The sequence below is a fragment of the Streptomyces sp. NPDC045470 genome, assembly GCF_040646595.1.
GTDB lineage: Bacteria > Actinomycetota > Actinomycetes > Streptomycetales > Streptomycetaceae > Streptomyces.
Map to the genome: position 1 here is coordinate 14251 of NZ_JBEZAN010000032.1, position 22761 is coordinate 37011.

The following is a 22761-nucleotide window of genomic DNA, read 5'->3' on the forward strand; positions in this document are numbered from 1 at the left end:
GGCCGAAGGCTCGGCCGCGCAGACGCGACAGCGGAAAACTGTGCGCGGTACCGCCAGTAGTGGTCCCTGTCGTGGAGTGCTGGAGCCGGCGGCTACGGTCAGGGCGCCTGGCTATGCCGTTGCGCGACTCGGGCACCTCCCGGTTACATCATCCAGTGGAAGTGCCGACGACCAGGGCCTGCGGGCCGTGGTCGCCAGACATGTGCTGTCTGATGCGTCGCTAGAGCGCGGTGAAGCCGCCGTCAGCGGCGACCACGGCTCCCGTGACGAAGCTGGAGCGGGGCGAGACGAGGAAGCACAGGACTTCGGCGATCTCCTCGGGCTGCGCCACACGTCCCAGTGGCTGCGCCGCGGCGAAGGACGCCAGGTAGGCGCGGCTGTCGGAGCGGATCGTGTCGAGGAAGTCCGTCTCGATGACGCCCGCGGCTACGAGGTTGGCGCGGATGCCCAGCGGGCCGCCCTCGACGGCGAGCACCTTGGTCAGTTGGGCCAGAGCACCTTTCGACGCACTGTAGGCGACGCCTTCGGGCAGGGCGACGGTGGAGGCGTACGAGCCGGTGCTGACGATGGCGCCGCCGCCACTGCTCTTCATGGCCCGGAATGCCTCGCGGGCGCAGAAGAAGGAGCCGCGGGCGTTGACCGCCATCACGGTGTCCCAGTCCTCGGCCGTGGTTTCGGTGACGGGTTTGTTCTGGGTGCGCCCGGCATTGTTCACGAGGATGTCCAGCCCGCCGAAGACGTCCAGGGCCGTTGCCACCGCGCGGTGGGCGGTCTCCTCCTGGGTGATGTCACCGTTTGTCGCGACGACGCCTGGAAACTCCCCCGCCAGGTTCGTGACGTCGGGACGGAGGTCGAGGGCGACGACCCGGGCACCGCGGGCGTGGAGGAGCGCCACGGTCTCCCGGCCCACCCCTCGCGCGGCTCCAGTGACGAGGGCGATCTTCCCAGCGAACTCGGTGGATTCGGACCTTGCGGCGGATGCGGTTGCAGGTGTCATGATGCGGTCCCTGGAGAAGGCGAGTGTGAGTGCGGGCGCCGGTGCAGGGCACCTGAAGTGCTGTGCAGTGGTGCGGTGCGCGGACCGGGTGGGCCGCGCCGTTGACGCATTCACAGCAGGCCCACGTGAACGTCATACGGCTGGGTTGTTCAGTGCGCGGTGAGCCCGCCGTCGACCACCAGCTCCGCGCCGGTGACGAACGAGGAGTCGTCGCAGGCCAGGAAGAGGATCGCGGGTGCGATCTCGTCGGCGCGGCCGGCTCGGCGCATGGGGGTGCGTTGGATGTCCGGCTGCTGGTCGCCCTGGTCGTCCAGGAGTTCCTGGATCATCGGCGTGGCGATCACGCCGGGATGCACCGTGTTGATCCGTACTCCCTGCCGGGCGTACTCGACCGCGGCGGTCTTGCTCAACAGGCGCACGGCCCCCTTGGACGCCTGGTAGGCCGCAGCGGCACCGCTTCCTACCAGGCCGAGTACTGACGACGTATTGATCACAGAAGCGTTGCCGTTCGCACGCAGGAGCGGCATCGCCGCCTTCATGCCGAGCCATGTGCCTTTCTGGTTCACGTCGATGACGCGGTCCCAAGCCTCTTCCCGCGTGTCCTCGATACCTGGCCAGTCCAGGATGCCGGCGAGGTTCACGAGCACGTCCAGCGTTCCGAACCGGTCGCGTACGACGGTGATCACTTCGTCCCACTCCCGCGCGGAGGAGACATCGAGGCGAGCAGCGACGACCTCCGCGCCTTGTGCTCCGATCCGGTGGGACAGGTCCCGCAGGGGGCCTTCGGCGAGATCGGTGATCACTAGTCTGGCGCCTTCTCGGGCGAAGAGTTCGGCGGTCGCTGTGCCGAGGCCGCCGGTCGCGCCCGTGATCAGCGCGATCTTGCCGGCAAGTCGTTGTCCTGTCATGGATACGGTCCTTGATTCTCGTTGCTGACTGACTGGCTGACTGCTGTGCCGGGACTTCTGGTCCGCCGACGGCGGATTCGCCCCGGTGCCCAGGGCAGCCGTGGCCGGGCCTCCCTACGACGACTTCTGCTCCCGGTAGAGCACGAGGTGCTCGTGATAGAGCACCCCGTCCCGGATGTCGCCCGTGGCGGTGAACCCGGTGTCGTCGACGTAGTCCAGGTGGCTGCCGGTCACCGTGTACCGGCCGGTGTACGCGCTGTGCCGCTCGCCTCGGGCTTCGTCGTAGCGGCCGTCCGGCAGCAGCTCCTGACGGATGTGACCATCCGCGGTCACCCACATCCCGACCACGTCGACGTGGTTGCCCTCAACAGTTCCGGCCATGGCGGATTCCTCTCCTCAAATGGTGTCGTCCTTCCTGCTCCACCGAGTCTGGGCAGGTCAGCGTCTCTCAACCAGGACGCGCGCTGCCTGGGTGTGGCACACCCAGGCTGCGCACCGGGCCGCCGCCTAGCCTGAACACATGGACGACAACCACCTGGGAGATTTCCTGCGCGCACGCCGCGACGGCCTGCGGCCGGAGGACGTCGGCATGGCGAGCTACGGGGCCCGCAGAGTCGCCGGACTGCGCCGCGAGGAGGTCGCTGTCCTGGCCGGAGTGAACGCCGACTACTACACCCGCCTGGAACAAGGCCGCGAGCGCAACCCCTCACCCCAGGTGGTCGACGCGCTCAGCCGCGCGCTGCGCCTCGACGCGTACGCACGCGCACACTTGTACCGGCTGGCCGGGGCCGCGCCGAACGACCAGCCCTCCGTCCACGCCGCCGAGCGGGTCAGCCCTTCGCTGCGACAGCTCATGGACGGTTACCCGAACACTCCAGCGTTCGTCATGAGCCGGACCCTGGACCTCCTCGCCGTCAACGCCCTGGCAGATGCCCTCTATGCACCGTTCGAGCCGGCGGACAACTTGGCCCGCATGACCTTCCTCGACCCCGCGGGCCGAAACTTCTACACGGACTGGGGCCGGGCAGCACAGGCCACCGTCGCCAACCTTCGCGAGGCAACCGGATTCGCCCCGGACAACCCACGGTTACGCGAACTCGTCCGCACCCTCACTGAGCACAGCGCGGACTTCACCCGCCTCTGGAACGCCCACACCGTGCGCGGCAAGACCCAGGACGCCAAACACTTCCTCCACCCGGACGTCGGCCCCCTCACCCTCACTTACCAGGCTTTCGACGTACGCGACGCCCCCGGCCAGCAGCTCGTCATCTACCACGCCGAACCAGGCAGCCCTAGTGACCAGTCCCTCAATCTGCTCGGTTCCATCCACGCTACCCGGCGTCGGCCCGGTCCCCGGCCCCACCACTCATCAGCCGACGGAACATGGAGGTAGGTCGGCAACAGTGCCCGGACGATTTCGCCCCGCGTGTTTCATAGGTGGTCGCTCATGAAACACCCAGCCGGGCGGTCGCCACCTGCGGCGATCATATTTCATGAGCTGTTGCAAACGACTGGGCATCTGAAACGCCTCATGAAACAGTCCGGGGTCATGAGCGACGACTTCAAGTGTCAGCTTCCGGAGTGGGCTGCACGGATGACCGGAGTCGGCTGCACTTGAAGAGTGATCTTCGTGATCTCCATGGCGGGTGTCAGAATGGCGGCTCATCGGGCCAGGTTGACGGCGGTAGCGCCGCTGGCGGCAAGGGCAGGTTGGTCACCACGAACAGGTCCAGGATGTCGTGGGCCTCGGGCGTACGCATATGTCGGGCCGTGTGGCGCAGCGAGCGCGAGAAGCGCGGGACACGGGACATGGGCCACAAAACCGCAGATCGCTTTGGAGCGAGTCGGCAACCGCGTCCCACTCGTACTCGGCGCAGCGGCCTCGAATCTCCGAACATCCAGCCAGAGCACAGCGATCTCCAGATCACCATGCGGCCGCGGCCGCCCTCCGCGGAACAGATCCAGCCCACCCCGCCGCGTTGCACCAGGGCGTATCCACCTCATCCAACCGCTCCGCGACCTGTTTCGGCCGCCAGGCATCCACCCACCGGGCATCCAGCTCATTCGTATCGAGCTCAGCACCACCGGCCGGCAGGACGTCGGTCATCGGCACAACTGCCACGACCCGGACCCGAGTGCCGCTCTTCTGCAGGGGCCGACGCCAGGCCCTACCGGGACGGATACGACCTCATTGCCTGATCGCTCGGCATTTCGGAAGAGCCGCACCGTTTCACGACAGCACGCCTGAGCCACCCTCTGCCGCTCCGCTCTGCGGCGAGCATGACGGTCGCCCCAGAGGCACAGTGGCTCCCCCGATTCCTGAACCATTAGGGCTCAACGCGCCTTAACCCGATCACGATAGGGCAACGCGGTGCGAGCGTGCGCAGATCCTTGATGTCGGTGCACAAGTCTTCGTGAAGACCGATCCAGCCGGGGTCCTGTGAGTCATCTTCGGCGGTGCGTATCTGGCCCTGGAGGTCGGCCAACTCGCAGAGCAGGTCCCGCAGCCGAGGTCACGCCGCCATGCACGCTACACCACCAGCAGACGAAGAATCAGCTGGGTTTGCACACATGGACGAACTTGACCGCTGGGCGGACAAATGTCTCGGCGCCACTGCTCGAATGGAGAGCACAGCAGGACACCTGGCCGGCCATGTTCTCCCCGCTTTCTCACCGCCTGGAAGCAACCAAAGCGAAAGGCGCCTATAACAGGAATGTCCAGCCCGAGCAAAGAAACGGACTACGGCCGGTGCAACCCCGAGCTCATCAGCGCCACCTGGCGCGGGACAGCGAGCGCCGAGGAGATCGCCCCGACGTTCGGCTTATCGAGCTCGAAGGGCTGCGACCTTGTGCGCGTGTGGAATTTCTCTGCCGCGTGCGTCCGATAGGCCGCACCGCCCGCACCCTCGCAGTCCCGCTCCTCCGGGTTCTCGGGAGCGGCGAGCCCGGGTACGTACGACAGAGCCTCCAGCGCAAGCCACAATCCATCTTGACCAGCTTGCCGAACTGCCGCTGCATGCGAGCCCTCGCCGCGGCCCGGACCCCCCACCAGCGCTCGGACGGCGCCCGCAAGACGTACGCCCAGCACCTGGACGCCGACGCGGTACGGGCCCGGACGGCCGGGCAGCCGACGGGAGCAGCCCCGGGCATGCCCGGCCATGAAGGCGTCCGCGCTTGTCAGTTGGTGCGGTCGGCCCAGCCGTCGGGGAGGTCGCCGGGCGCGGTGGAGACCACCGAGTCGTCGTCCGTACCGACATGTTCGAACAGTGTGATCTTCGCGAATTCGGGGACGACGTAGATGGGGTAGGCCGGGCCTTGGTCGCGGTAGGCGCGCATCTGCTCCAGGTGGTCGTTCTGGAAGCAGACGGTGCGCTCGCCGTGCCGGCGGATCCAGTCGGGGAAGAAGATGACGCCGTGCAGGCGGCGCTTGCCGGGCATGACGTTGACGGCGACGGAGGTGCCGGTGGGCTCGGTCCACGACACCTTGTAGCTGTCGTCGTCGAGCTGGACGAGGTCGACTTCCTGGTCCTTGACCCAGCGCCCGCCGACGTGGCCGCTGTGTATGCGGTAGTCGATGGTGTGGTCGTTCTTCACGTACATCTCGTACTGCCAGCCGTTGGCGTACGTGTAGATGAAGCGGTGGCCGACGATCCCGGAGAGGTCCTGGGCGGGGGCGGGGTCGGCGACAGTGGTCATGGGTTCCTCCTTGGACGAGGGGTTCGGACGCGAGGCGTCACGGGTGTGCCGAGGGCGACGGGTCCGCGAGTGCGGGATCCTCACCACCCCGCTTCATTTTGCAACAAAACTGTTTTGTTGCAAAATTTTAGATGAGGCACAATGGGGCCATGGACACCGCGACCGAATTCGGCCGACTCCTCGGCCCGTTGCGCCGGGCCGTACTGCGCACCCGTCGCTCCGAGGGCCTGCCCGACCTCCCCGAGGCCCAGATCGAACTGCTGCGGGTCCTGGCCGAAGCCGGCACCGTCACCCCACGCGAGGCCGCCTCCCAGCTCAAGGCAGCCCCGTCCACGGTCAGCAACCTCATCCGCACCATGACCGCGTCGGGCCTGGTAGAGCGCACCCCCTCTCCCACCAACCTGCGCACCGCCCACCTCACCGCCTCCCCCAAGGCCCTCGACATGCTCGACCGGTACGACCGCACCAGCACGGCCGCCCTGCGCCGCGCCCTGGACGGCCTGCACCCGGAAAGCCGCGAGGCGCTGGAACGGTCGCTCCCCGCGCTCACCGAACTGCTCACCGCCCTGGAGGCACAGGCCCCCGCCGGCCAGGGATGAGGGCGTCGGTGTCGCAGACCTCGGTCAAGTGGGCCCTATAGCCGCCCCAGGACAGATCCCGCTTCGATCCGGGACGGGCTTCAAGGCCGCAGGGCGAGCGCAGGCGAAGGCTGCCGGGCGGCACGTCCTTCATGTCCCGCCAACGCTCTGCGTCGTCGCGGGCCTGAAGCTGCCGGATCCACACCTGTCGCAGGACTTCCCCTGCCCTGAGGTCTCTTACCTGCGGTGGCGCCTGCTCGGACCACATCGCGCGCAGCAGTTCCATGCCGTCCGCACCGACCTGGTCCGCCATGCCGGTTCGGACAGTGTGCCGCTTGGGATAGCGGGACTCCTCGGCCGGGTCGCGTAACGGTCGGACCACTCCGGCCGGGCCAGTGCCGCACAGGGGCGGAGCAAGCCAGCCGGGCTTTCACATGTCACGAGCGATCTCACCGGATGCGGGCCGGGGCCGTCCGGGAGGAACAGCCGGCCGCGCAGCGTGACGCCGCCTTCTGCCGGGAAGGACATCGAGCAGCGCAGCGACCGCAGCGGACCGCTCGACGTGCACCCAGTGCCCGGCGCCGTCGACCGTGGCTGCCTCGATGGAGCCGCAGCGCCTCAGCACTCCCCCGGTGACCAGCCCTTCGGTGATGAAGCCGTCGTCCGCGCCCCGGATCGCCAGCACGGGATACTGGTAGCGGCTCGGCCGCCGTCCGTTCGGGTGGCCGACGTTCCAGCAGCCCGCCAGCGCGCGCACCACCTCGTGCCGAACCCGGGCGCCGACCGCGGTGAGCCGGTCCAGCATGCACGGGCCGTCGGCGTCCGTGCGCTCGCCCAGTCCGGTCAGGTCCAGCCGTACGGTCCGGACACCCTGGGTCTTCAGCTCCCGGATCACGTCGTCCCAGAGGCGCTTGCCGTCGAGGAAGCCGTGGACGAAGACCAGCGTCCGACCGTCCCTGCCGGTGCGCTGGAGGCGGGTGCGCCTGCCCGCGCCGCCTTCGGCTCTCATACGGTTCCTCCTCTCCGGGGAGTCGTGGCGCTCCGGACGGAGACCACTCGGGCGTGTCGATCGGTGGCCATCGTGCCGAGCGGCCGTCCAGGCGCGTCGTCCGCCTGCCGTGGTGAGTGTCGAGCGCGCTGCCGTCGAGCTGAGCCGGTGAGCCCCGCAGGGACCTGGTCGCAGCCCGCTGAGCGAAAGAGCCATAGACCATACGGCCATGTCCGGCGAGAAGTGGGTTTACCGAAGACACCCAGGTGTCCTCGTGGTGTACATATTGGCGATCGGATCATTCGCACCAGTTGCCGACATACTCAAAAGTGCTACGGTTATTACATGCCTTTGAGGCAGTCCCCGTCACCTCCCCCGAGTGCCGGAGCGACCGCCCGCACCACAGAGCAGGAGTGATCCCCATGAATGGCACCACCAAGACGAACACCACCGACGAGGTCGAGGCCCAGCCCTGGACCAAAGCGTTCGCGGCCAAGTCCGCCGAGGCCTTCGCCGCCGCGTTCGCCGAGGACGTGGTTCTCGAAGCCAGCGCGCTGCGCAGCCCGGTCGAAGGGCGTGACAACGTCAAGCAGGTCATGGGTGCCGCCAGCGGCATCTACGAGGCCCTCGTCTTCACGTACGAGATCACCGACGGGACCCGCACCTGTATCGAGTGGGAGGCCAAGGCGTTCGGCGGCAAGGAGCTGCGGGGCTCCACCATCCTGACCGTCGACGAGGACGGCAAGATCGCCCGGGCCGTCATCCAGCACCGCCCCCTGGACAACCTGCTGGCCTTCTCCAACGAGCTCGGCAACCGCGTCGGCGGTGTCGTCGGGCGCGACCACTTCTACCGGGCCTGACCCGCAGGCCCGCACCCGTCGCCGTTCCGGCGGCGTCCGGGCGGGCAAAACCTCTCGCCCCCCGCACGATCGATCGGGGGCGCCCCACGGCTGGGTGCCGCCGAGGAGGTGAACAACCATGCAGGGCAACGGAGCGGTGGCCCTCGTCACCGGCGCCAACCGCGGCCTGGGGAGAACAGTTCGCCACGGCACTGCTGGAGCTCGCCACGGCACTGCCGGAGCGCGGCGCGGCCAAGGTCCATGCAGGTGCCCGGGGTCCTGAGTCCGTCCGTATCCCCGAAGTCGTGCCGATCCGGCTCGACATCACCGACCCGCGGCAGGTCCACGTCGGCCGCCCAGGCCACGCCTGACGTGATCCTGCCGAGCAACAACGCCGGACCGACCACCGGTTCGAACGTGCCGGCAAGCAGACTGGACGGCTGGCAGCTCGAATTCGACACGCACGTCCTCGGCACGCTCCGCATGAGCCGCGCCTTCGCGCCCGCCCTCGCCCGGAACGGCGGCGGCGCGCTGTTCAACGTGCTGTCCATGCTCTCCGTCCCGTCCTGGCTCGCCGTCCCCGCACCGCGGCCTGCACGACGGCCAAGTCCGCCGAATGGCCCCTCACCAACTCCCTACGCGTCGCCCTCGCCGAACGGGAACCCTGGTCACCGGCCTGCACGTGGGCCGCATGGACACCCGGACCGCCGCCGGCCAGGACGCGCCCAAGGCCGACCCCGCCAAGGTCACCGCCCTCGCACTGGACGGCTTCGAGGCGGGAGCCCACGAGGTCCTGGCCGACCACATGAACCGCCAGGTCAGGCCGCCCTGTCCGGCGAACTCGACGAGTTCTACCCACAACTGCGCTAACACGCCTGACCCCACCCACTCTGACGCACCGAGAGGAGATGGCCGCCATGGCCACCCCAACCCCCCTGTCCTACGAGGTCTTCGTCTCGCCCGGCGCCCCCCGCGCAGGCGACCAGCGCATGCCCGACGGCGAGGCCATCGTCTCCTCCCCGATCACGTCCACCCTGATCCACGGCGAGCGGGACGCCGTACTGGTCGACCCGCCCTTCACCCACGACCAGATCCGGCAGGTCGGCGACTGGGTGGAACGGTCCGGCAAACGGCTCACGGTCATCTACGCCACGCACGGGCACGGCGACCACTGGTTCGGCACGGCACAGCTCGTCGAACGCTTCCCCGGCGCCGTCGCGTACGCAACCGAGGGCACGATCCGCATGATGCACCAGCAGGCCACGACCGGCCGTGAGCAGATGTGGGACAAGGTCTTCCCCGGCCGGATCCCGGCCACGCCCGTCCTGGCCCGTCCCGTCCCCGCCGACGGCTTCCTGCTGGAGGGCAACGTCGTCCGGGCGTACGAGGCCGGGCACACCGACACTGACGACACCACCTTCCTCCACGTGCCGTCGATCGGCCTCGTGGTGGCCGGAGACATCGCCTACAACGACGTGCACCCCTACATCCTCGAAGGCGGCGGTGGCGGCCTGACGGCCTGGCTGGGCGCCCTCGGCCGGATCGCCGAGCTGCAACCGCGCGCCGTCGTCGCCGGGCACAAGAACAAGGACCGCCCCGACGACCCGGCCATCATCGAGGAGACGCGGCAGTACCTGCGGGACGCCCAGCGGCTGCTGGACGACAAGCCCACCGCGCGCGAGTTCTTCGACCGGATGATGCGGCTGCACGGCGACCGTCTCAACCCCGGACCGCTGTGGTACGGCGCGGTCGGCCTGCTCGGGGCCTGAACCGCCCCGAGTCCCCCGCACACGGGGAAGGAGGTGCCCATCATGACCCGGACGGCCACGGCCCGGCACGGCCTGGAACCCGCCGTGGCCATCATCGCAAGTGCCACGCTCGGCCTGCTCACCCAGTTGGGGGTGGGCCGGGCTGCGGCGGTCGCCCACACCACGACGCTCTCTCCGGGGGCTCTTCGCAGTCCGCGCATGCGGCCGAGGGCGCCCCGGAGGCTCACCCGCGCCGTGAAAGGATGAGAAGGCTCGCCAGTCCCCGTCGTCCAGGAGGTGTCATCCGCAATGCCGTGGCCCGCTACCGCACGGTACGACCTGGAGGCTGCCCCGGGCAGCCTCGGCCTGGTGCAGGACCTGCTCAACACCATCTCGGCCGGCTCGCCTCAGGAGCCCGATCTCCTGCAGGGCATCGAATCCGCCCAGAAGTGGGTGAACGAGGCCATGGCGCGATGGTCCGAAGGCGTCGGGCAGGCCGTTCCCGACATCATCCTGGACGCCGAGAGCCTCACCGAGTTGCGGTCCTTCCGCGACGACCTGCAGGCACTCGTCGCACTGGGACCCGAGGCCGCCCAGGACGCCCAGGAGGCCGTGCCGGTCCTGCACACCGCCACCGCAGCGCTCCAACTCGGCCAGGACGGCCTCGTCCGTCTCGAACCGCGTGGCTCCGGGTGGCGACGCCTGGCCGCGCTGGTCATCGCGGCGGCGTTCGAGGGTCAGCGGGCCGACACCCGCCGCCGCCTGAAGACCTGCCGCAACCCGCGGTGCAAGGTGGCCTTCTTCGACCGCTCCCGCAACAACAGCGGCGTCTGGCACGACGTCAAGACCTGCGGGAACACCGTTAACCTGCGTGCCTACCGCGCCCGTCGACGCGCCACCGGACAGGCGTAGCCCACACCCGGAGGCCGCTGGTGCCAGACAGCTGACCATTCCTCGACTGGCCCAGCCGTGGACGGTGTCGGCTGAGGGACGACGTTTTCCGGCACGGGGCGGGGAAGCGTGCGCCGGGTGTGGGTGCCCGGTACGGGATGGTTGGACCGGTCGATGGCCACATTGTTCCCTCTGCGGCACGCTCTGCCGCATGCGGTCTTGGGTGTCTGTTCGGTGTCGACCGCTCGACGGTCAGCCGGGCTGTCGGTGAGGTCCGTCGGCTGCCAACCGCGCGGGGTACGCGAGTGACGAGCGTCCGGGCCTGCGGCTCCGGACGCTGGAGGGCGTCTTCGCCTACGCCCAGGCCGAGGGTGTTGCACTGAGGCTGGACGCCACCGAGGTGCAGGTCCGCCGGCCCGCTGCCGGCCGAGGGGGCAGGCGGGCGTTCGTGTCGGGCAAGAAGAAACGGAACACGGGGAAGGCCACCACGACCGGCTGCCCGACACCTGCCGCGCCGTCGCCGGCCTGGCCCCTGATCGCAGCATCACCGTCTGAGACCAGTACACGCCCGGCCAAGCACGTCCCGCTCCCTCTCACGCACCAACTCGTCAGCCGCTGTCCGTGCTGCGTATATGCCGCATAGGTCGTCAGTTCCCGTCACCGGTCGGAGGTCCCCGGCCCCCGTCCGGCCGTGGCACGGACGCCCGCCGGTCGGAGCGCTCGGGCCGTCGGCACAGCCGTCCGCAGCAGGCCATATGAGGTACCCGCACGCTCTGTCCCCCGAAGAGACCATGGCGGCTTCCGAGAGGCCCCCCGCACAAACCCGCGGTACCTTTTTCCCTGATTGCCCTATCTGTCTGCCGTGAGGCGGCAGACCAAGCATGCGGGGACCGTCCCATGTCCACGACGCAGCACAGCTTCCGCCGGCGCTCACAGCGCCGCCGTCCAGCCCTTCCGGCTCCGGCCGCGGCGCCCGCGGGTCCGGGCGAGCCCGCGGAGGGACCGTACGACTACCCGCGCTTCAGCCGACTGGCCGGGCCGCTGACCGACCCGGAGCCCGGTGCGGACGGCGACGTCTACCGGGTGCGCTACCGCAGCCTGCTGGGTTCGGGGCGGCATCGGATCGGCACCGCGCTGCTGCTGGCTGGCGCGCCACTGGTCTCTTTGGGGCTGCTCGTGTGGCTGATGCAACCGCAGCACTGGGTGCACCGGCCTGGCGTGAGCGCCTGGGAGCGCGGCGCCGACCTGGTCATGCTCATATCCCTGGGGCTGTTGGAGACCTTCCGACTGGTCAACGTGGCGTCCAACGCGCACGCCACCTTGATGGCCCGTGACCCGGTCCCGGTGGCGCCCCGCCCCGGCAGCCGGGTGGCCCTGCTGACCAGCTTCGTACCCGGAAAAGAACCTCTGGCCATGGTGCGGGCCACGCTGCGGGGAGCGCGGGCGGTACGCCACGAGGGGCGGGTGGACGTATGGCTGCTGGACGAGGGCAACTCGCGCGAGGCGCGGAAGCTGTGCCGCGAACTGGGGGTGCGGCACTTCTCCCGGAAGAACGTCAGGAACTGGAACCAGCCGTCGGGACCGTTCCGCGCCCGCACCAAGCACGGCAATTACAACGCCTGGCTGGACCAGCACGGTCACGCCTACGAATTCATGGCCGGAGTCGACACCGACCACGTACCGCTGCCCGAGTTCCTGGAGCGCATGCTCGGCTACTTCCGTGATCCGGATGTCGCTTTCGTCGTCGGCCCCCAGGTCTACGGCAACTGCGAAAGCGCCCTCGCCCGCGCCTGCGAAAGCCAGCAGTTCCTTTTCCACGCCCTGATCCAACGGGCGGGCAACGCCTACCGCGCCCCCATGTTCGTCGGCACCAACAACTGCATACGCATCAGCGCACTCAAGCAGGTCGGCGGCCTGTACGACTCGATAACCGAGGACATGGCCACCGGAATGGAGATACACCGGCACCGCAACCCGGCCACCGGGCACCGCTGGCGTTCGGTCTACACCCCGGACGTCCTGGCGGTCGGCGAGGGCCCCGCGGCCTGGAGCGACTTCTTCAACCAGCAGCTGCGCTGGAGCCGGGGCACCTACGAGACCCTGGGCCGCCAGTTCCCGCGCGCCGTGTTCAGCCTCCCGCCCGGGCGGATCCTCAACTACGCCCTCATGATCGCCTACTACCCGCTGACGGCCGTCAACTGGATGCTGGGCGGCCTGTCCTGCCTGCTGTTCCTGGGGCTGGGCGCCTCGGGCATCCACATCGAGTCGCAGGTGTGGCTCATGCTCTACAGCGACGCGGCCGCCTTGCAGATCGGCCTGTATCTGTGGAACCGCCGCCACAATGTCAGCCCGCACGAGCCCCAGGGCTCCTCCGGCGCGGTCGGCATGGCGCTCTCGGCGCTGTCCGCTCCTCTGTACGCGCGGTCGCTGGCCGCGGCGGTGCTGCGCCGCAAGGCCGGGTTCGTGGTCACCGCCAAGGGGGACACCGCGAGCCCCGACACGTGGCGCACCTTCGCCACCCACCTGGCGTGGGCCGCCCTGTTCGCCGGCTGCCTGCTGGCCGCTCCGCTGCTCGGCCACACCCAGGTGGCCATGTGTGTCTGGGCCCTGATGGCGCTGGCCATCGCCCTGGCCCCGCCGGTGCTGTGGCGCTGGAGCCGGCGCACCCGACCCGCCCGCGTCCGCTTCGCCCGCCCCCGGCTCACGGCCGCGCAGGGCCCGGACACAGCCGTCGCCGTCGGCCCTGGCACACCCGTCATCACCGGCCCGGGCACACCCGTGACCACCGGTTCAGACGAACCCGTCACCACCGGCGCGGGAACCCCCGTCACCACCGGCCGGGGCCTGCCAACCGCGTCGTAACTCCGCGCAGCCGAGAAAGGGACCTTCGTGCCGTACCGCCCCAGCGCCCGCACCCGTAAAACGGTCATCGGGGCGGCCGCCCTGCTGACCCTGGCGGGACTGAACGCCCCGGCCGTCCACGGCATCGCCACCCGGGCCTACCACCAGTACGCGATCAGCCGGCCGGAGTATCTGGCCGACCACGGGCGCTGGGAGACCGTGGAGGTCCCCGAGCGGTGGCGCGTCAACGCCATCCACGCCGCGCTGCTGCACACCGGCAAGGTGCTGCTGATCGCCGGTTCCGGCAACGACGAGAAGCAGTTCGCCGCCGGCACCTTCCGCAGCGTGCTGTGGGATCCGGCCGGGAACACCTTCGCGGAGGTGCCCACCCCCAAGGACCTGTTCTGCGGCGGGCACGCCCAGCTGCCCGGCGGACGGCTGCTGGTGGCCGGGGGCACCGCCCGTTACGAGAAGCTCGAAGGCGACGTTCACCGCGCCGGCGGCACCATGATCGTCACCAATGAGTACCCCGACGCCCCGAAAACGCTCCCCAAAGGCACCGTCTTCCGCTCCCCGGCCGGCAAGACCTACCGCTCCCAGAGCGCCGTCCTGGTGCCCCGGGCGCGGAAGGTCACCCTCGACGGGGGCCGGCGGGTCCGGGTCACCGCCAGCCGGGTCCGGGTGTACGTGGAAGCCGACCGCCCCGGCCCCGAGGGCGCCACGCACACCGCGGCCCGGTACACCATCGACGGGCTCAGCGGTGCCGACGCCCGTAACCACTACGGCACGGCCAGCAAACTCGCTCTGGACAAGAAAGACTTCCAGGGCATCCGGGAAGCCTACGAATTCGACCCGGTCGCCGAGCGTTACGTACCGACCGCCCCCATGGCCGAAGCCCGCTGGTACCCGAGTCTGGCCACCTTGGCGGACGGCACGGTACTGGCCGCCTCCGGCCTGGACGACATGGGCCAGATCATCCCCGGCAGGAACGAGATCTACCGCCCCGCCACCCGCACCTGGTCGCCCGGGCCCAACCGCTACTTCCCCACCTACCCGGCCCTGTTCCTGACGGCCGACGGCAAGCTGTTCTACTCCGGCTCCAGCTCCGGCTACGGCCCCGCCGACCGCGGCCGCAGGCCGGGCCTGTGGGACGTACGCAGCAACACCTTCCAGCCCGTGCCCGGACTGGACGAGGCCGACCTGACCGAGACCTCTGCCTCCGTACTCCTGCCGCCCGCCCAGCAGCAGCGGGTCATGATCCTGGGCGGAGGCGGCGTCGGCGAGTCGCCGCGGGCGACCGGGCGTACCGCCATCGCCGACCTGACGCGGCCCTCGCCCCACTACCGCCGGGGTCCGGATCTGGGCCGCGGCACCCGCTACCTGAACGCGGTCCTCACCCCCGACGACCGTGTCTTCACCACCGGCGGGTCGAGCGACTACCGCGGCAAGGGGACCAGCGACCATCTGGTCGCCCAGTTCTACGACCCGGTGCACGACGTCTTCCGTCCTGCCGCCGAGCCCGGCGTGGGCCGCAACTACCACGCCGAGGCCCTGCTGCTGCCCGACGGGCGGATCGCCACCTTCGGCTCCGACCCCCTCTTCGCCGACGAGGCCAACACCCAGGACGGCTCCTTCGAACAACGCATCGAGGTCTATTCGCCGCCCTACCTCTACCGCCCTTCCCGGCCCCGTGTGCTGGCCGGCCCGTCCCGCATCGCGCGCGGTGCCGCCGCCACGTTCACGCTGGAGGCGGCCGGCACCGTGCGCGGGGCCCGGCTGATGCGTCCCAGCGTGGTCACCCACACCACGGACATCGAACAGCGCTCCATCGCCCTGGACATCGCCCAGCACGGCACCCGGCTGCGCGTCACGGTGCCCAAGTCCCCGGGCCTGGTGCCACGCGGCTGGTACATGCTCACCGTCAGCGACGCCCGCGGCACCCCGTCGCCGGCCCGGTGGGTGCAGGTGACATGAGGGACGTACGGGCTACCGCCGCTCCCGCCCCAGCTCGTCCCGGGCCAGCCCCACGGCGTAGGCCGTCCACCACTGCCCCGCCGGCGGCCCGCCCCGGCAGGTGCCGTCCGACTCGCCCGGAACCTTGATCCACAGGTACGCGTCCAGCCGGGGGTGCCCGGTGGAGGCGGTGGGCAGGCGCCCCAGCGCCCGCCCCGGCGGATTGCACCACTCCTCGCCGCCGGCCGGCTCCGCGCCGGGCACCGCGGGCGGCGGGCCGTTGCCGTTACGGCTGGTGTCGATCACGAAGTGCGCTCCGCCCAGCGCCTCGGAGATCTGTTCGCCGTACGCGAGGGTGGCCTCCGTGGTGTGGAAGCTGGCGACGTTGAGGGCGAATCCATCGGCCCGCACCCCGCCCGCGGCGGCGAGAGCGGAAGCCAACCGCCCCGTGTCGGGGACCCAACCAGGGTTCCCCGCGTCCAGATAGACCCGCGCCCCGGGCCGGCGTTTGAGCGTGCGCACCGCCTCGGCGAGCAGGCGCTGCCGCAGCTCCGTACGCGGGCAGCCGGTCAGGGCCTGCGCCACGGCGTCGGGCTCCAGGATCACGACGGCCCGCCGGTCCTCCAGGCCCTCCGCCAGGCGGGCGACCCACTGGCGGTAGCCGTCCGCGTCCGAGGCACCGCCGGCGGAGTACTGGCCGCAGTCCCTGCCCGGGATGTGATAGGCCACCAGCACCGGCACCCGTCCGACGGCCTCCGCCGCCACGGTGACCTCCCGGGCCCGTGGCAACGGATCACTCTGCGTCAGCCAGACCGCGGTCGGCTGCGCGGCGAGCCGGCGCAGTACGGCCCGCTCCTCCTCGTCACCGCCCGAGTGGCCGTCCAGCGCCCGGTGCGCGGAGCTGTCCGGATCCACCCACAGGCCCCCCTGCCAAGGCGCCGGTGGCAGGCCGGGGGCGCTGCTCCACCCGACGCACGTCAACAACACCATCACGGCCGGCAACCAGACCGCGCCCCGCCACTGCCTCCTGCTCCACCTGCCCATATCGCCGCCGTGCCTCCGTCCGGAACTGCCCTCGTCCTTTCAGACACACCTTCGCGGAGACCACTGCACACGGCAGTCCCGCCTAGACCGAACGGCCGGGCACACGGGACGGGCGCACTGCGTAGAGTCTCCGCAGCGGGGGCAATCACACGGACAAATGGCTATCGGCCCAGGCGCCTACGACGGCAGCAGCCCCGCCGTACGCGTCGTCGGCGAGGCAATACGCTGTGACGCCTCACCGGAGCAGCGCGAGAACTTCAGTACGGCTTCGATCTCCGCACCGTACGCTCCCAAGGTCTCGCCGACGGGGACGGATGTCAGCCGCCGGGTAGAACGGTTCCGGGCCGGCGGGCCCTGACGGCAACTGATGGACAGCTCGGTCGTGCCCTGGCCCCGGTGAGGATGTGCCGGAGTGAAAGGGCGGACCAAGGGGGCGCGCAGCGGCGGGCTCGCTCCCGTAGCCGCGGGTAGGCGGCCGGTTTTGGGGCACCCGTGACGGGTTCGTGCCCGTCGGCTGCGGCCCCCGGGTCGCTGAAATGGGTGTGTTACGCCATGTCCGAGACCGGATCAGATTCTGCACCTTCCGGCGACTTGCCGGAGCCCGGCGCCGCCTGCCACCACCCGCACCAGACTGTCGCGCCGGCACGGCGGCTGGCCGAGTACTGCCTGCACCTGCCCGGCGTCCAGGCCAGCGGCCTCCTGCTGGCCGACGGGCCGCGGCTGCGCCAGGAGGTTATCGCCACCGGCCCGGCCGCCGCCCGCCTTGAGCGGCTCCAGGTCGACCTGGCCGAAGGCCCGTGCCGGGACGTGTGCCGCACCGGCGCCCTGCTGGCCGACGTGCGACTGGCCGACCCGCGCAGCCAGGCACGCTGGCCGCGCTTCGCCCCGCAGGCGCTGGCGGAAGGCTTCACCGCCGCCACTGCCGTCCCGTTGCAGCACCCCGACCGGCTGCTGGGAGCCCTCAACCTCTTCCACCAGCACCGCCGCCTGGAAGCGGCCTACATCGGCGCGTGCCAGTTACTGGCCGAGACCACCGCCTGGGCCCTGGCCCGCGAACAGGAACTCGCCCGGGTACGGGAACACAACGCCCAGCTTCAAACGGCCCTGGACTCCCGCGTCATCATCGAACAGGCCAAGGGCCTGCTGGCCGAGCGCCTGCGCCTACCCCCGCAGGAGGCATTCGCCCGGCTGCGCGCCTATGCCCGAGCCCACCGGCGGAAGCTCAACGCGGTGGCGTACCAGGTCGTCTTCGGGCCCGCCGACCGCGGCCCCTTCCCCCGGCCCGAACCGGACTCCTGACCCGCAACCGAGCACGCGTCCCGGCCGGTGCCCTCTACCCGGGGGCGGGGAGGGCGCGCGTCCGGTAGGAGGGTAGGCCACCGACACGGCCAGCGGCGATACTCGCATCAGCCGCTCCCCCAGCCCCCGGAAGCGGTCGGTACGCCGGGGACCGGCGACCATGGCGCCGGCCCCCTACCCAACTGTCGTGCCGACGCGGTGAGCGACGCGCGACCGTTACCGGCGCCTGAAACCCGGCCACCGGGCGGTGACCGGGTGCCGGGCGGGTCCGCCATGGCATGCGCCGAGGGCCCCGCCGCACTGTGGCTCGACGCGGAGGCTGACCGGAACGCGCGCGCCGCGAACCTCGCGGGCCGTGCCGCGCGGTTCGTTCCGTGGGCACGGCCGGTCGGCATGCGGCCGGGAGGCGATCAACGGGTACGCCGGGCTCGCGGCGGACCTGGCGGCCGTGGCGGACCACACCGATGCGTGCCAGGTGTTCGGGCTGTCCATGGGCGCCGGTGTGGCCGTACGGCTGGTGGCCGAGCGCTCAGGCCGGTTCCGGCGTGCCGTCCTGCTGCGTCCGACGGCGCTGGATGTCCCGCCGGTCGACAGCGTTCAGCAGTTGGTGCTCGCCGTGGCGGCTGCCGCGGAGCGCGGTGACCGGGCGACGCTTCGGTGCTTCGTACAGCGGCGGTTCCCCGCTTCCCGGAGAGTCAGCCGATCCGTCGCCGAACTCGTCGAACTGCGGGTGGAGGTGCTGGCAAGTCGCGGCGGGCAACGCCGGCGGCCGTCGCCACCGACGGGGCACAGGCAGTATCGACGCAGTGGGCGCGGCAGCCGTGACCGGACCGGGACAGCGCCGTACCGCTTGCCTCGGACAGTAGGAGTCACCTGTCTGTCCGTATGGCCGGCACCGCGATGTGCCAGTCGTTGTACGTGTTGGGGACCGGAATGACTCGCCAGTTCCGTCGCGGAGGGGGCGGGATGGTGGTACCGCGGAGTACGAGGGCGTCCGGGGCGCGGTGCGGGTCTGGGGTGGCGGGGTGGCAGCGGGCCGTGTACGCGATGGGGACGACCGAACTGTTGCCGCCGAGAACGCAGTCGGGCCCGACGCCCTCCGCACGCAACACCGCCGTGATACGGGTCCAGTCCTGGCGCGCCGCGGACTGGATGACCGCGTTACGGTGCACGAGGACGAGCTGGGTGGCCAAGTGGGCACACAGCGCGGCACCGAGTGCGACGACGCCGAGACGGCTGTGCGCACGGGCCGCCTGCCACAGCGCACGCAACGCCACCGCCGCGGGGAGCATCAGCAGGGCGTACGAGATGAGCAGGAACCGGGGCGCCGCGTAGTCGATCAATAAGACATAGGTGAGTGCCGAGGACGTCGCGACCGCTGTCGCGAGCCGGAGTCCGGCGCGCTGAGCGGGCAGTGAGCGGCCGGCGAGCAGCAGACCCGCGCCGGACAGGAACGGCAGCGCCCACCACCACAGGGAGGTGGGCAGGGAGAGGTTGCCGCCCGCGCAAGGGCGGCACAGCAGTGGGCCGTCCAAGGAGGCGACCACGGCCGGAAGGTTGAACTGCGGTCGTACGCCGCCCTGCTGGTCGGTGGCCAGGGCGAGACGCTCGCCGATGCCGCCGAAGCGCGTGACCGACTCGACCACCCAGGGAAGTATCGCCGCGGACACGCCCACGGCCATCGCTGCGAGAGGCGCGACGCATGCGCGCCCAAGGCGGTGCACGAGCAAGGCGAGCAGCATCGGGCCCACGATCCACACCGTGTCATTGGGGCGCATCAGCGTGACCGAAGCCAGACCGAGGGCGAGGCCGTACAGCAACCTGTTTGCGCGCTCGCCGCCCGCATAGCGGGTGAAGCAGCCCACCGCCGCCGTGGCGCCCATCGCCGTGTAGTGGTTCGGCATCGCCGACGGGGTGTAGAACAGCGCGAACCAGAGGCTGCCGTACGCGGCGGCAGCCAACGGCACGACGGCCGGGGCGGCGGTGAACCCTCCCAGCCATGGCCGGAACCCCGCGTACAGCGCGATACCCGCGAGCACGCTCAGCCAGCCCCGCAACAGCGGCAGGGAGTCCGACCACACGGCCACCGGGGCGATCAGGACGGGGACGCCACGGGTGCGCGGCGCTTCGAAAGGGACATCGAGGCCGTGGGCGTACGGTGCGAAGCGGCTCGCGTAGACGATCTCGTCCCAGCCGAGCGGCAGCGTCAGAGGGAGGAAAGCCAAGGGGAGGACGACGAACGCGGCGCACACGGCAAGCAGGGCGTGGTGCGCGCGCCGATGGAGCCGCGAAAGGCCGGGGGGTTCTGTGGTGTCCGGCCGGTGCGGGACGGCTGCGGCGCCGGGGCGTCTGGTCGTCATCGTCTACAAGGGCTGAGCGAGGCGCGGCGCATCCACCACGCACGTGTGGCGGCCCCCCGGGGCGGGCAGGGCACTTCGATTCCCGGTATGGGCAACCGTTTCGCCTGGTTCCGGAAGCCGCAAACGTAGGCGCACGTCGTGCCACCCGGAGGAGGACGGAACCAGGTCGACTGCCTTCCTCGTTGTCTCGCGCCCCGGCAGGAGGAAGGGAAGCTCTTCCGGAGCCGGACGGAAATCGAGCGCGACAGGAAAACGGGAACAGCTCACAGGGGAACGTTAAAGGCAACGAACAGCCGTGGCATCAGCAGAAAGCCGTCGGCATGTACTTTCAGACGAGCTGTGGGCGGTGTTTCGACGCGTGGCGCGGTCACGGAGAGCAAGCGTCTGCACGGTGGCGACCGACGCCGGGCGCGTGACCGTGAGCCGCTCCTGCCCGCGATTGTCTTTGCAGCCGGTTCTCAGGCCGCACCGGTCCTTCTCGACGCGTTCGGCGCCCCGGAGAGCTGTCACCGGTGGCGCTTCCGACGTGTCCCAGTGTTCGCCGCGTGGCTCGGTACGGAGAACCAGCGCTCCTGCATCGTCACGGTGAGCGACCGACTGGATCCCGACCCGGCGGCGTCCCCGTACTCAGGCACCGCAGCGCCACAAGAGCATCACTCGCCGCGGGCGCCGTGGGTGACGACGGGGCGCGCCGGTGTCACTCCTCTACCACGCCGATCGCGTCGATTCCGGCGTGGCGCAGGGTCCGCGCCACGGTGCGGCGCGCGCCACGGAGAGTGAGCGAGGCGCCGTCGGGGCGCCGGGAGAGGGCGCGCAGAAGGGCGTACGCACAGGCCAGGTCGATGTGCGCCAGCTCATGCATCTCCAGCACCCAGGCATCGGCTTCGCTCAGACGCGGATCGGCGAACCGGGTTTCGAGCGCGCGGAGGGTACCGGCGTGCAGCTCGCCACGGAAGGTGAGCACGACTCGGCGATCATCGACGCTGGTCACGGTCACTGGTGGCGTGGGCATCGGGATGGAGCTGGCCCCGGTTGTCATGGCGACCTCCTGGTGCGTGCGCTCGCGCGGCGGGTAACGCGGTGACCTGGCCGCACCGCGTCCGACGGGCACCGCTTCCGGCACGGCCGTACCGACCGCGCGGCCGGTTTCCGCCAGGAGCCATGGCTTGCCGTGCGTCATGGCCCCGGTCGGCACGCGTCCGCGGAGGCGCTACGCAGTCGCCCCGCCGGGCGCCGGGCGCTGTGCCCGTTGCGTGCGCTCCGGGCAGTCCGGGTTGCGGCAGGGGCCCGGCTTCCAGACGGGGACGCAAATGCCCATCGTCTTGTATCGCGTGAGCACCGCGGGCACGGAGTGATGACAGACATGACAGATGTATCCGGCCTGCGGTCTCGTCGCACGCTCGTCTCTGTTCATAGGACAACGGTAGCCCTCTTTGCCCTTACTTGGTAGAGATTTTCCAAAAAGAGGGAAATGGGGCGCTTGGGACAAACCCCGCATCTGACTCGGTGGGGACACCACCTGGCGCGGCAGGCTTCGGAAACCGCACGCCGGACGTCGGTGGGTCAGCCACCCCGTGGCGGGTCTCCTGGTTTCCGTATCCCCTGCCCCTGCCCCTGCCCCTGCCCCGAGGAGCTTCCCTCCGCCGCCCCTGCGGCGGCACCGTGCCGGTCGGCCGGGTCCGGGAGTCTCACGCTCAAGACGACGGCCACCGCCAGGACGACGACGATGACCACCAGGCTGACCGAAGACGGGATCTCCGGAATGCTGAGGCTGAACAGCTTGTGGGACGCCTGGAGGACCAGCTTCACTCCGATGAAGGCGAGAATGAGCGCCAGCCCCTTGCTGAGGTAACGGAACCGGTCCAGCAGCCCCGCGAGCAGGAAGTACAAGGCGCGCAGGCCGAGGATGGCGAACGCGTTGCTGGTGTAGACGATGAAGGCGTCATCGCTGACCGCGAGGACGGCGGGCACGCTGTCCACGGCGAAGACCAGGTCGGCCGCCTCGATCGCGGCGACGACCGCGAGCAACGGGGTGGCGATCCGCTTGCCGGCCTCCTTGACGAAGAACTTCATCCCGGCGTACTCGTCCCGAACCGGAACAACCTTGCGCAGCAGCCGCACGGCAACGCTCCGGCCCGGGTCGAAGCTCTCCTCCTCCCCCTTGAGAATCTTGTAGGTGCTGTAGAAGAGGATGGCCGCGAAGGCGAACAGCACCGCGGTGAACCGGCTGACCACAGCCACGCCGGCGGCCAGGAAGACACCTCGGAACACCAGCGCGCCCATGACACCGAAGAACAGCACACGGTGCTGATAAGCACGCGGCACCCGGAAATACGCAAAGATCAGCGCGAAGACGAACAGATTGTCGACCGAGAGGCTCTTCTCCAGCAGCCACGCGGTCGTGTACTCCACACCCGGCGCCGCACCGAGCACCAGGAAGACGACGGCGCCGAAGACGACGGCGAGACCGACCCACACCCCGCTCCAGGCAGCGGCCTCCCGAAACCCGATGACATGCGCCTCCCGGTGCGCCAGCAGGTCCACGGCCAGCGACACGATCACGGTGACGACGAACGCCACCCACAGCCAGATCGGCACATCGAGCACGGGGAACCCCTC

At 70.3% G+C, this 22761-nt stretch carries 20 protein-coding genes and 1 pseudogene; 11 read left to right on the plus strand and 10 right to left on the minus strand.

The genetic code is table 11. The features are described 5' to 3' along the window. Nucleotides 1-220: 220 nt before the first annotated feature. The 3 genes from AB0A97_RS39605 to AB0A97_RS39615 all read right to left on the minus strand — a co-directional run bounded on the left by AB0A97_RS39605 (nt 221) and on the right by AB0A97_RS39615 (nt 2286). Nucleotides 221-997, minus strand: coding sequence for an SDR family oxidoreductase (locus AB0A97_RS39605; protein WP_361160311.1), 777 nt, complete (start codon nt 995-997; stop codon nt 221-223). A gap of 149 nt (nt 998-1146) precedes the next feature. After that, entirely contained in the window at nt 1147-1905 is a 759-nt protein-coding gene (locus AB0A97_RS39610; RefSeq protein WP_361160313.1) for a glucose 1-dehydrogenase, read from the minus strand. A gap of 114 nt (nt 1906-2019) precedes the next feature. Continuing rightward, nucleotides 2020-2286, minus strand: coding sequence for an Atu4866 domain-containing protein (locus tag AB0A97_RS39615; protein WP_361160317.1), 267 nt, complete (start codon nt 2284-2286; stop codon nt 2020-2022). Between the two features lie 139 nt (nt 2287-2425). Here AB0A97_RS39615 and AB0A97_RS39620 point away from each other — a divergent pair, with 139 nt between their 5' ends. Then, a complete protein-coding gene (locus AB0A97_RS39620; RefSeq protein ID WP_361160319.1) occupies nt 2426-3298 on the plus strand; it encodes a helix-turn-helix transcriptional regulator in 873 nt (290 codons plus the stop codon). 1784 nt (nt 3299-5082) lie between these two features. Here AB0A97_RS39620 and AB0A97_RS39625 read toward each other — a convergent pair. Next, on the minus strand, nt 5083-5601 hold the full coding sequence (locus tag AB0A97_RS39625) for a phenolic acid decarboxylase (protein WP_361160321.1): 519 nt from the start codon (nt 5599-5601) through the stop codon (nt 5083-5085). A 149-nt stretch (nt 5602-5750) separates the two neighbouring features. On the opposite strand from AB0A97_RS39625, the gene AB0A97_RS39630 reads away from it, so the two are divergent. Then, entirely contained in the window at nt 5751-6200 is a 450-nt protein-coding gene (locus tag AB0A97_RS39630; protein WP_361160324.1) for a MarR family transcriptional regulator, read from the plus strand. Nucleotides 6201-6609: 409 nt separating this feature from the next. Here the strand turns inward: AB0A97_RS39630 and AB0A97_RS39635 are convergent, their stop codons facing one another. After that, nucleotides 6610-7188 (minus strand): hypothetical protein, encoded by a 579-nt coding sequence (locus AB0A97_RS39635; RefSeq protein ID WP_361160327.1) that lies wholly within the window; start codon nt 7186-7188, stop codon nt 6610-6612. 401 nt (nt 7189-7589) lie between these two features. On the opposite strand from AB0A97_RS39635, the gene AB0A97_RS39640 reads away from it, so the two are divergent. Next, on the plus strand, nt 7590-8027 hold the full coding sequence (locus tag AB0A97_RS39640) for a nuclear transport factor 2 family protein (protein WP_361160330.1): 438 nt from the start codon (nt 7590-7592) through the stop codon (nt 8025-8027). 146 nt (nt 8028-8173) lie between these two features. On the opposite strand, the gene AB0A97_RS39645 is transcribed toward AB0A97_RS39640, so the two are convergent. Then, nucleotides 8174-8557 carry a hypothetical protein gene (locus AB0A97_RS39645; protein ID WP_361160333.1) on the minus strand — a complete coding sequence of 128 codons (384 nt, stop codon included), beginning with the start codon at nt 8555-8557 and terminating at the stop codon, nt 8174-8176. 366 nt (nt 8558-8923) lie between these two features. Here AB0A97_RS39645 and AB0A97_RS39650 point away from each other — a divergent pair, with 366 nt between their 5' ends. From AB0A97_RS39650 to AB0A97_RS39675, 6 genes and pseudogenes are all read left to right on the plus strand, one after another. Beyond that, entirely contained in the window at nt 8924-9775 is an 852-nt protein-coding gene (locus tag AB0A97_RS39650) for an MBL fold metallo-hydrolase (protein WP_361160336.1), read from the plus strand. Between the two features lie 42 nt (nt 9776-9817). Beyond that, nucleotides 9818-10021 carry a hypothetical protein gene (locus tag AB0A97_RS39655; RefSeq protein WP_361160339.1) on the plus strand — a complete coding sequence of 68 codons (204 nt, stop codon included), beginning with the start codon at nt 9818-9820 and terminating at the stop codon, nt 10019-10021. A gap of 42 nt (nt 10022-10063) precedes the next feature. Continuing rightward, entirely contained in the window at nt 10064-10666 is a 603-nt protein-coding gene (locus AB0A97_RS39660) for a CGNR zinc finger domain-containing protein (protein WP_361160342.1), read from the plus strand. A gap of 46 nt (nt 10667-10712) precedes the next feature. Beyond that, nucleotides 10713-11132, plus strand: a pseudogene (locus AB0A97_RS39665) (transposase family protein); the annotation flags it as partial. A gap of 410 nt (nt 11133-11542) precedes the next feature. Continuing rightward, nucleotides 11543-13507 (plus strand): cellulose synthase catalytic subunit, encoded by a 1965-nt coding sequence (locus AB0A97_RS39670; protein ID WP_361160345.1) that lies wholly within the window; start codon nt 11543-11545, stop codon nt 13505-13507. 27 nt (nt 13508-13534) lie between these two features. Further along, nucleotides 13535-15460: a galactose oxidase early set domain-containing protein gene (locus AB0A97_RS39675; RefSeq protein ID WP_361160348.1), complete on the plus strand. Its 1926-nt coding sequence runs from the start codon at nt 13535-13537 to the stop codon at nt 15458-15460. Between the two features lie 12 nt (nt 15461-15472). Here the strand turns inward: AB0A97_RS39675 and AB0A97_RS39680 are convergent, their stop codons facing one another. Continuing rightward, nucleotides 15473-16354: a glycoside hydrolase family 6 protein gene (locus AB0A97_RS39680; protein WP_361160351.1), complete on the minus strand. Its 882-nt coding sequence runs from the start codon at nt 16352-16354 to the stop codon at nt 15473-15475. A gap of 720 nt (nt 16355-17074) precedes the next feature. On the opposite strand from AB0A97_RS39680, the gene AB0A97_RS39685 reads away from it, so the two are divergent. Next, entirely contained in the window at nt 17075-17782 is a 708-nt protein-coding gene (locus AB0A97_RS39685) for a GAF and ANTAR domain-containing protein (protein ID WP_361160353.1), read from the plus strand. A 355-nt stretch (nt 17783-18137) separates the two neighbouring features. Continuing rightward, entirely contained in the window at nt 18138-18719 is a 582-nt protein-coding gene (locus AB0A97_RS39690) for an alpha/beta hydrolase (protein WP_361160356.1), read from the plus strand. Here AB0A97_RS39690 and AB0A97_RS39695 read toward each other — a convergent pair. From AB0A97_RS39695 to AB0A97_RS39705, 3 genes are all read right to left on the minus strand, one after another. After that, the gene (locus tag AB0A97_RS39695) at nt 18652-20007 is read right to left on the minus strand and encodes a hypothetical protein (RefSeq protein WP_361160358.1); all 1356 of its coding nucleotides are present in this window, start codon (nt 20005-20007) and stop codon (nt 18652-18654) included. The genes AB0A97_RS39690 and AB0A97_RS39695 overlap by 68 nt on opposite strands. 832 nt (nt 20008-20839) lie before the next feature. Then, complete coding sequence (locus tag AB0A97_RS39700) at nt 20840-21322, minus strand: STAS domain-containing protein (protein WP_361160361.1); 483 nt, start codon at nt 21320-21322, stop codon at nt 20840-20842. A 383-nt stretch (nt 21323-21705) separates the two neighbouring features. Then, nucleotides 21706-22749, minus strand: coding sequence for a TerC family protein (locus tag AB0A97_RS39705; protein ID WP_361160363.1), 1044 nt, complete (start codon nt 22747-22749; stop codon nt 21706-21708). Between the last annotated feature and the right edge of the window lie 12 nt (nt 22750-22761).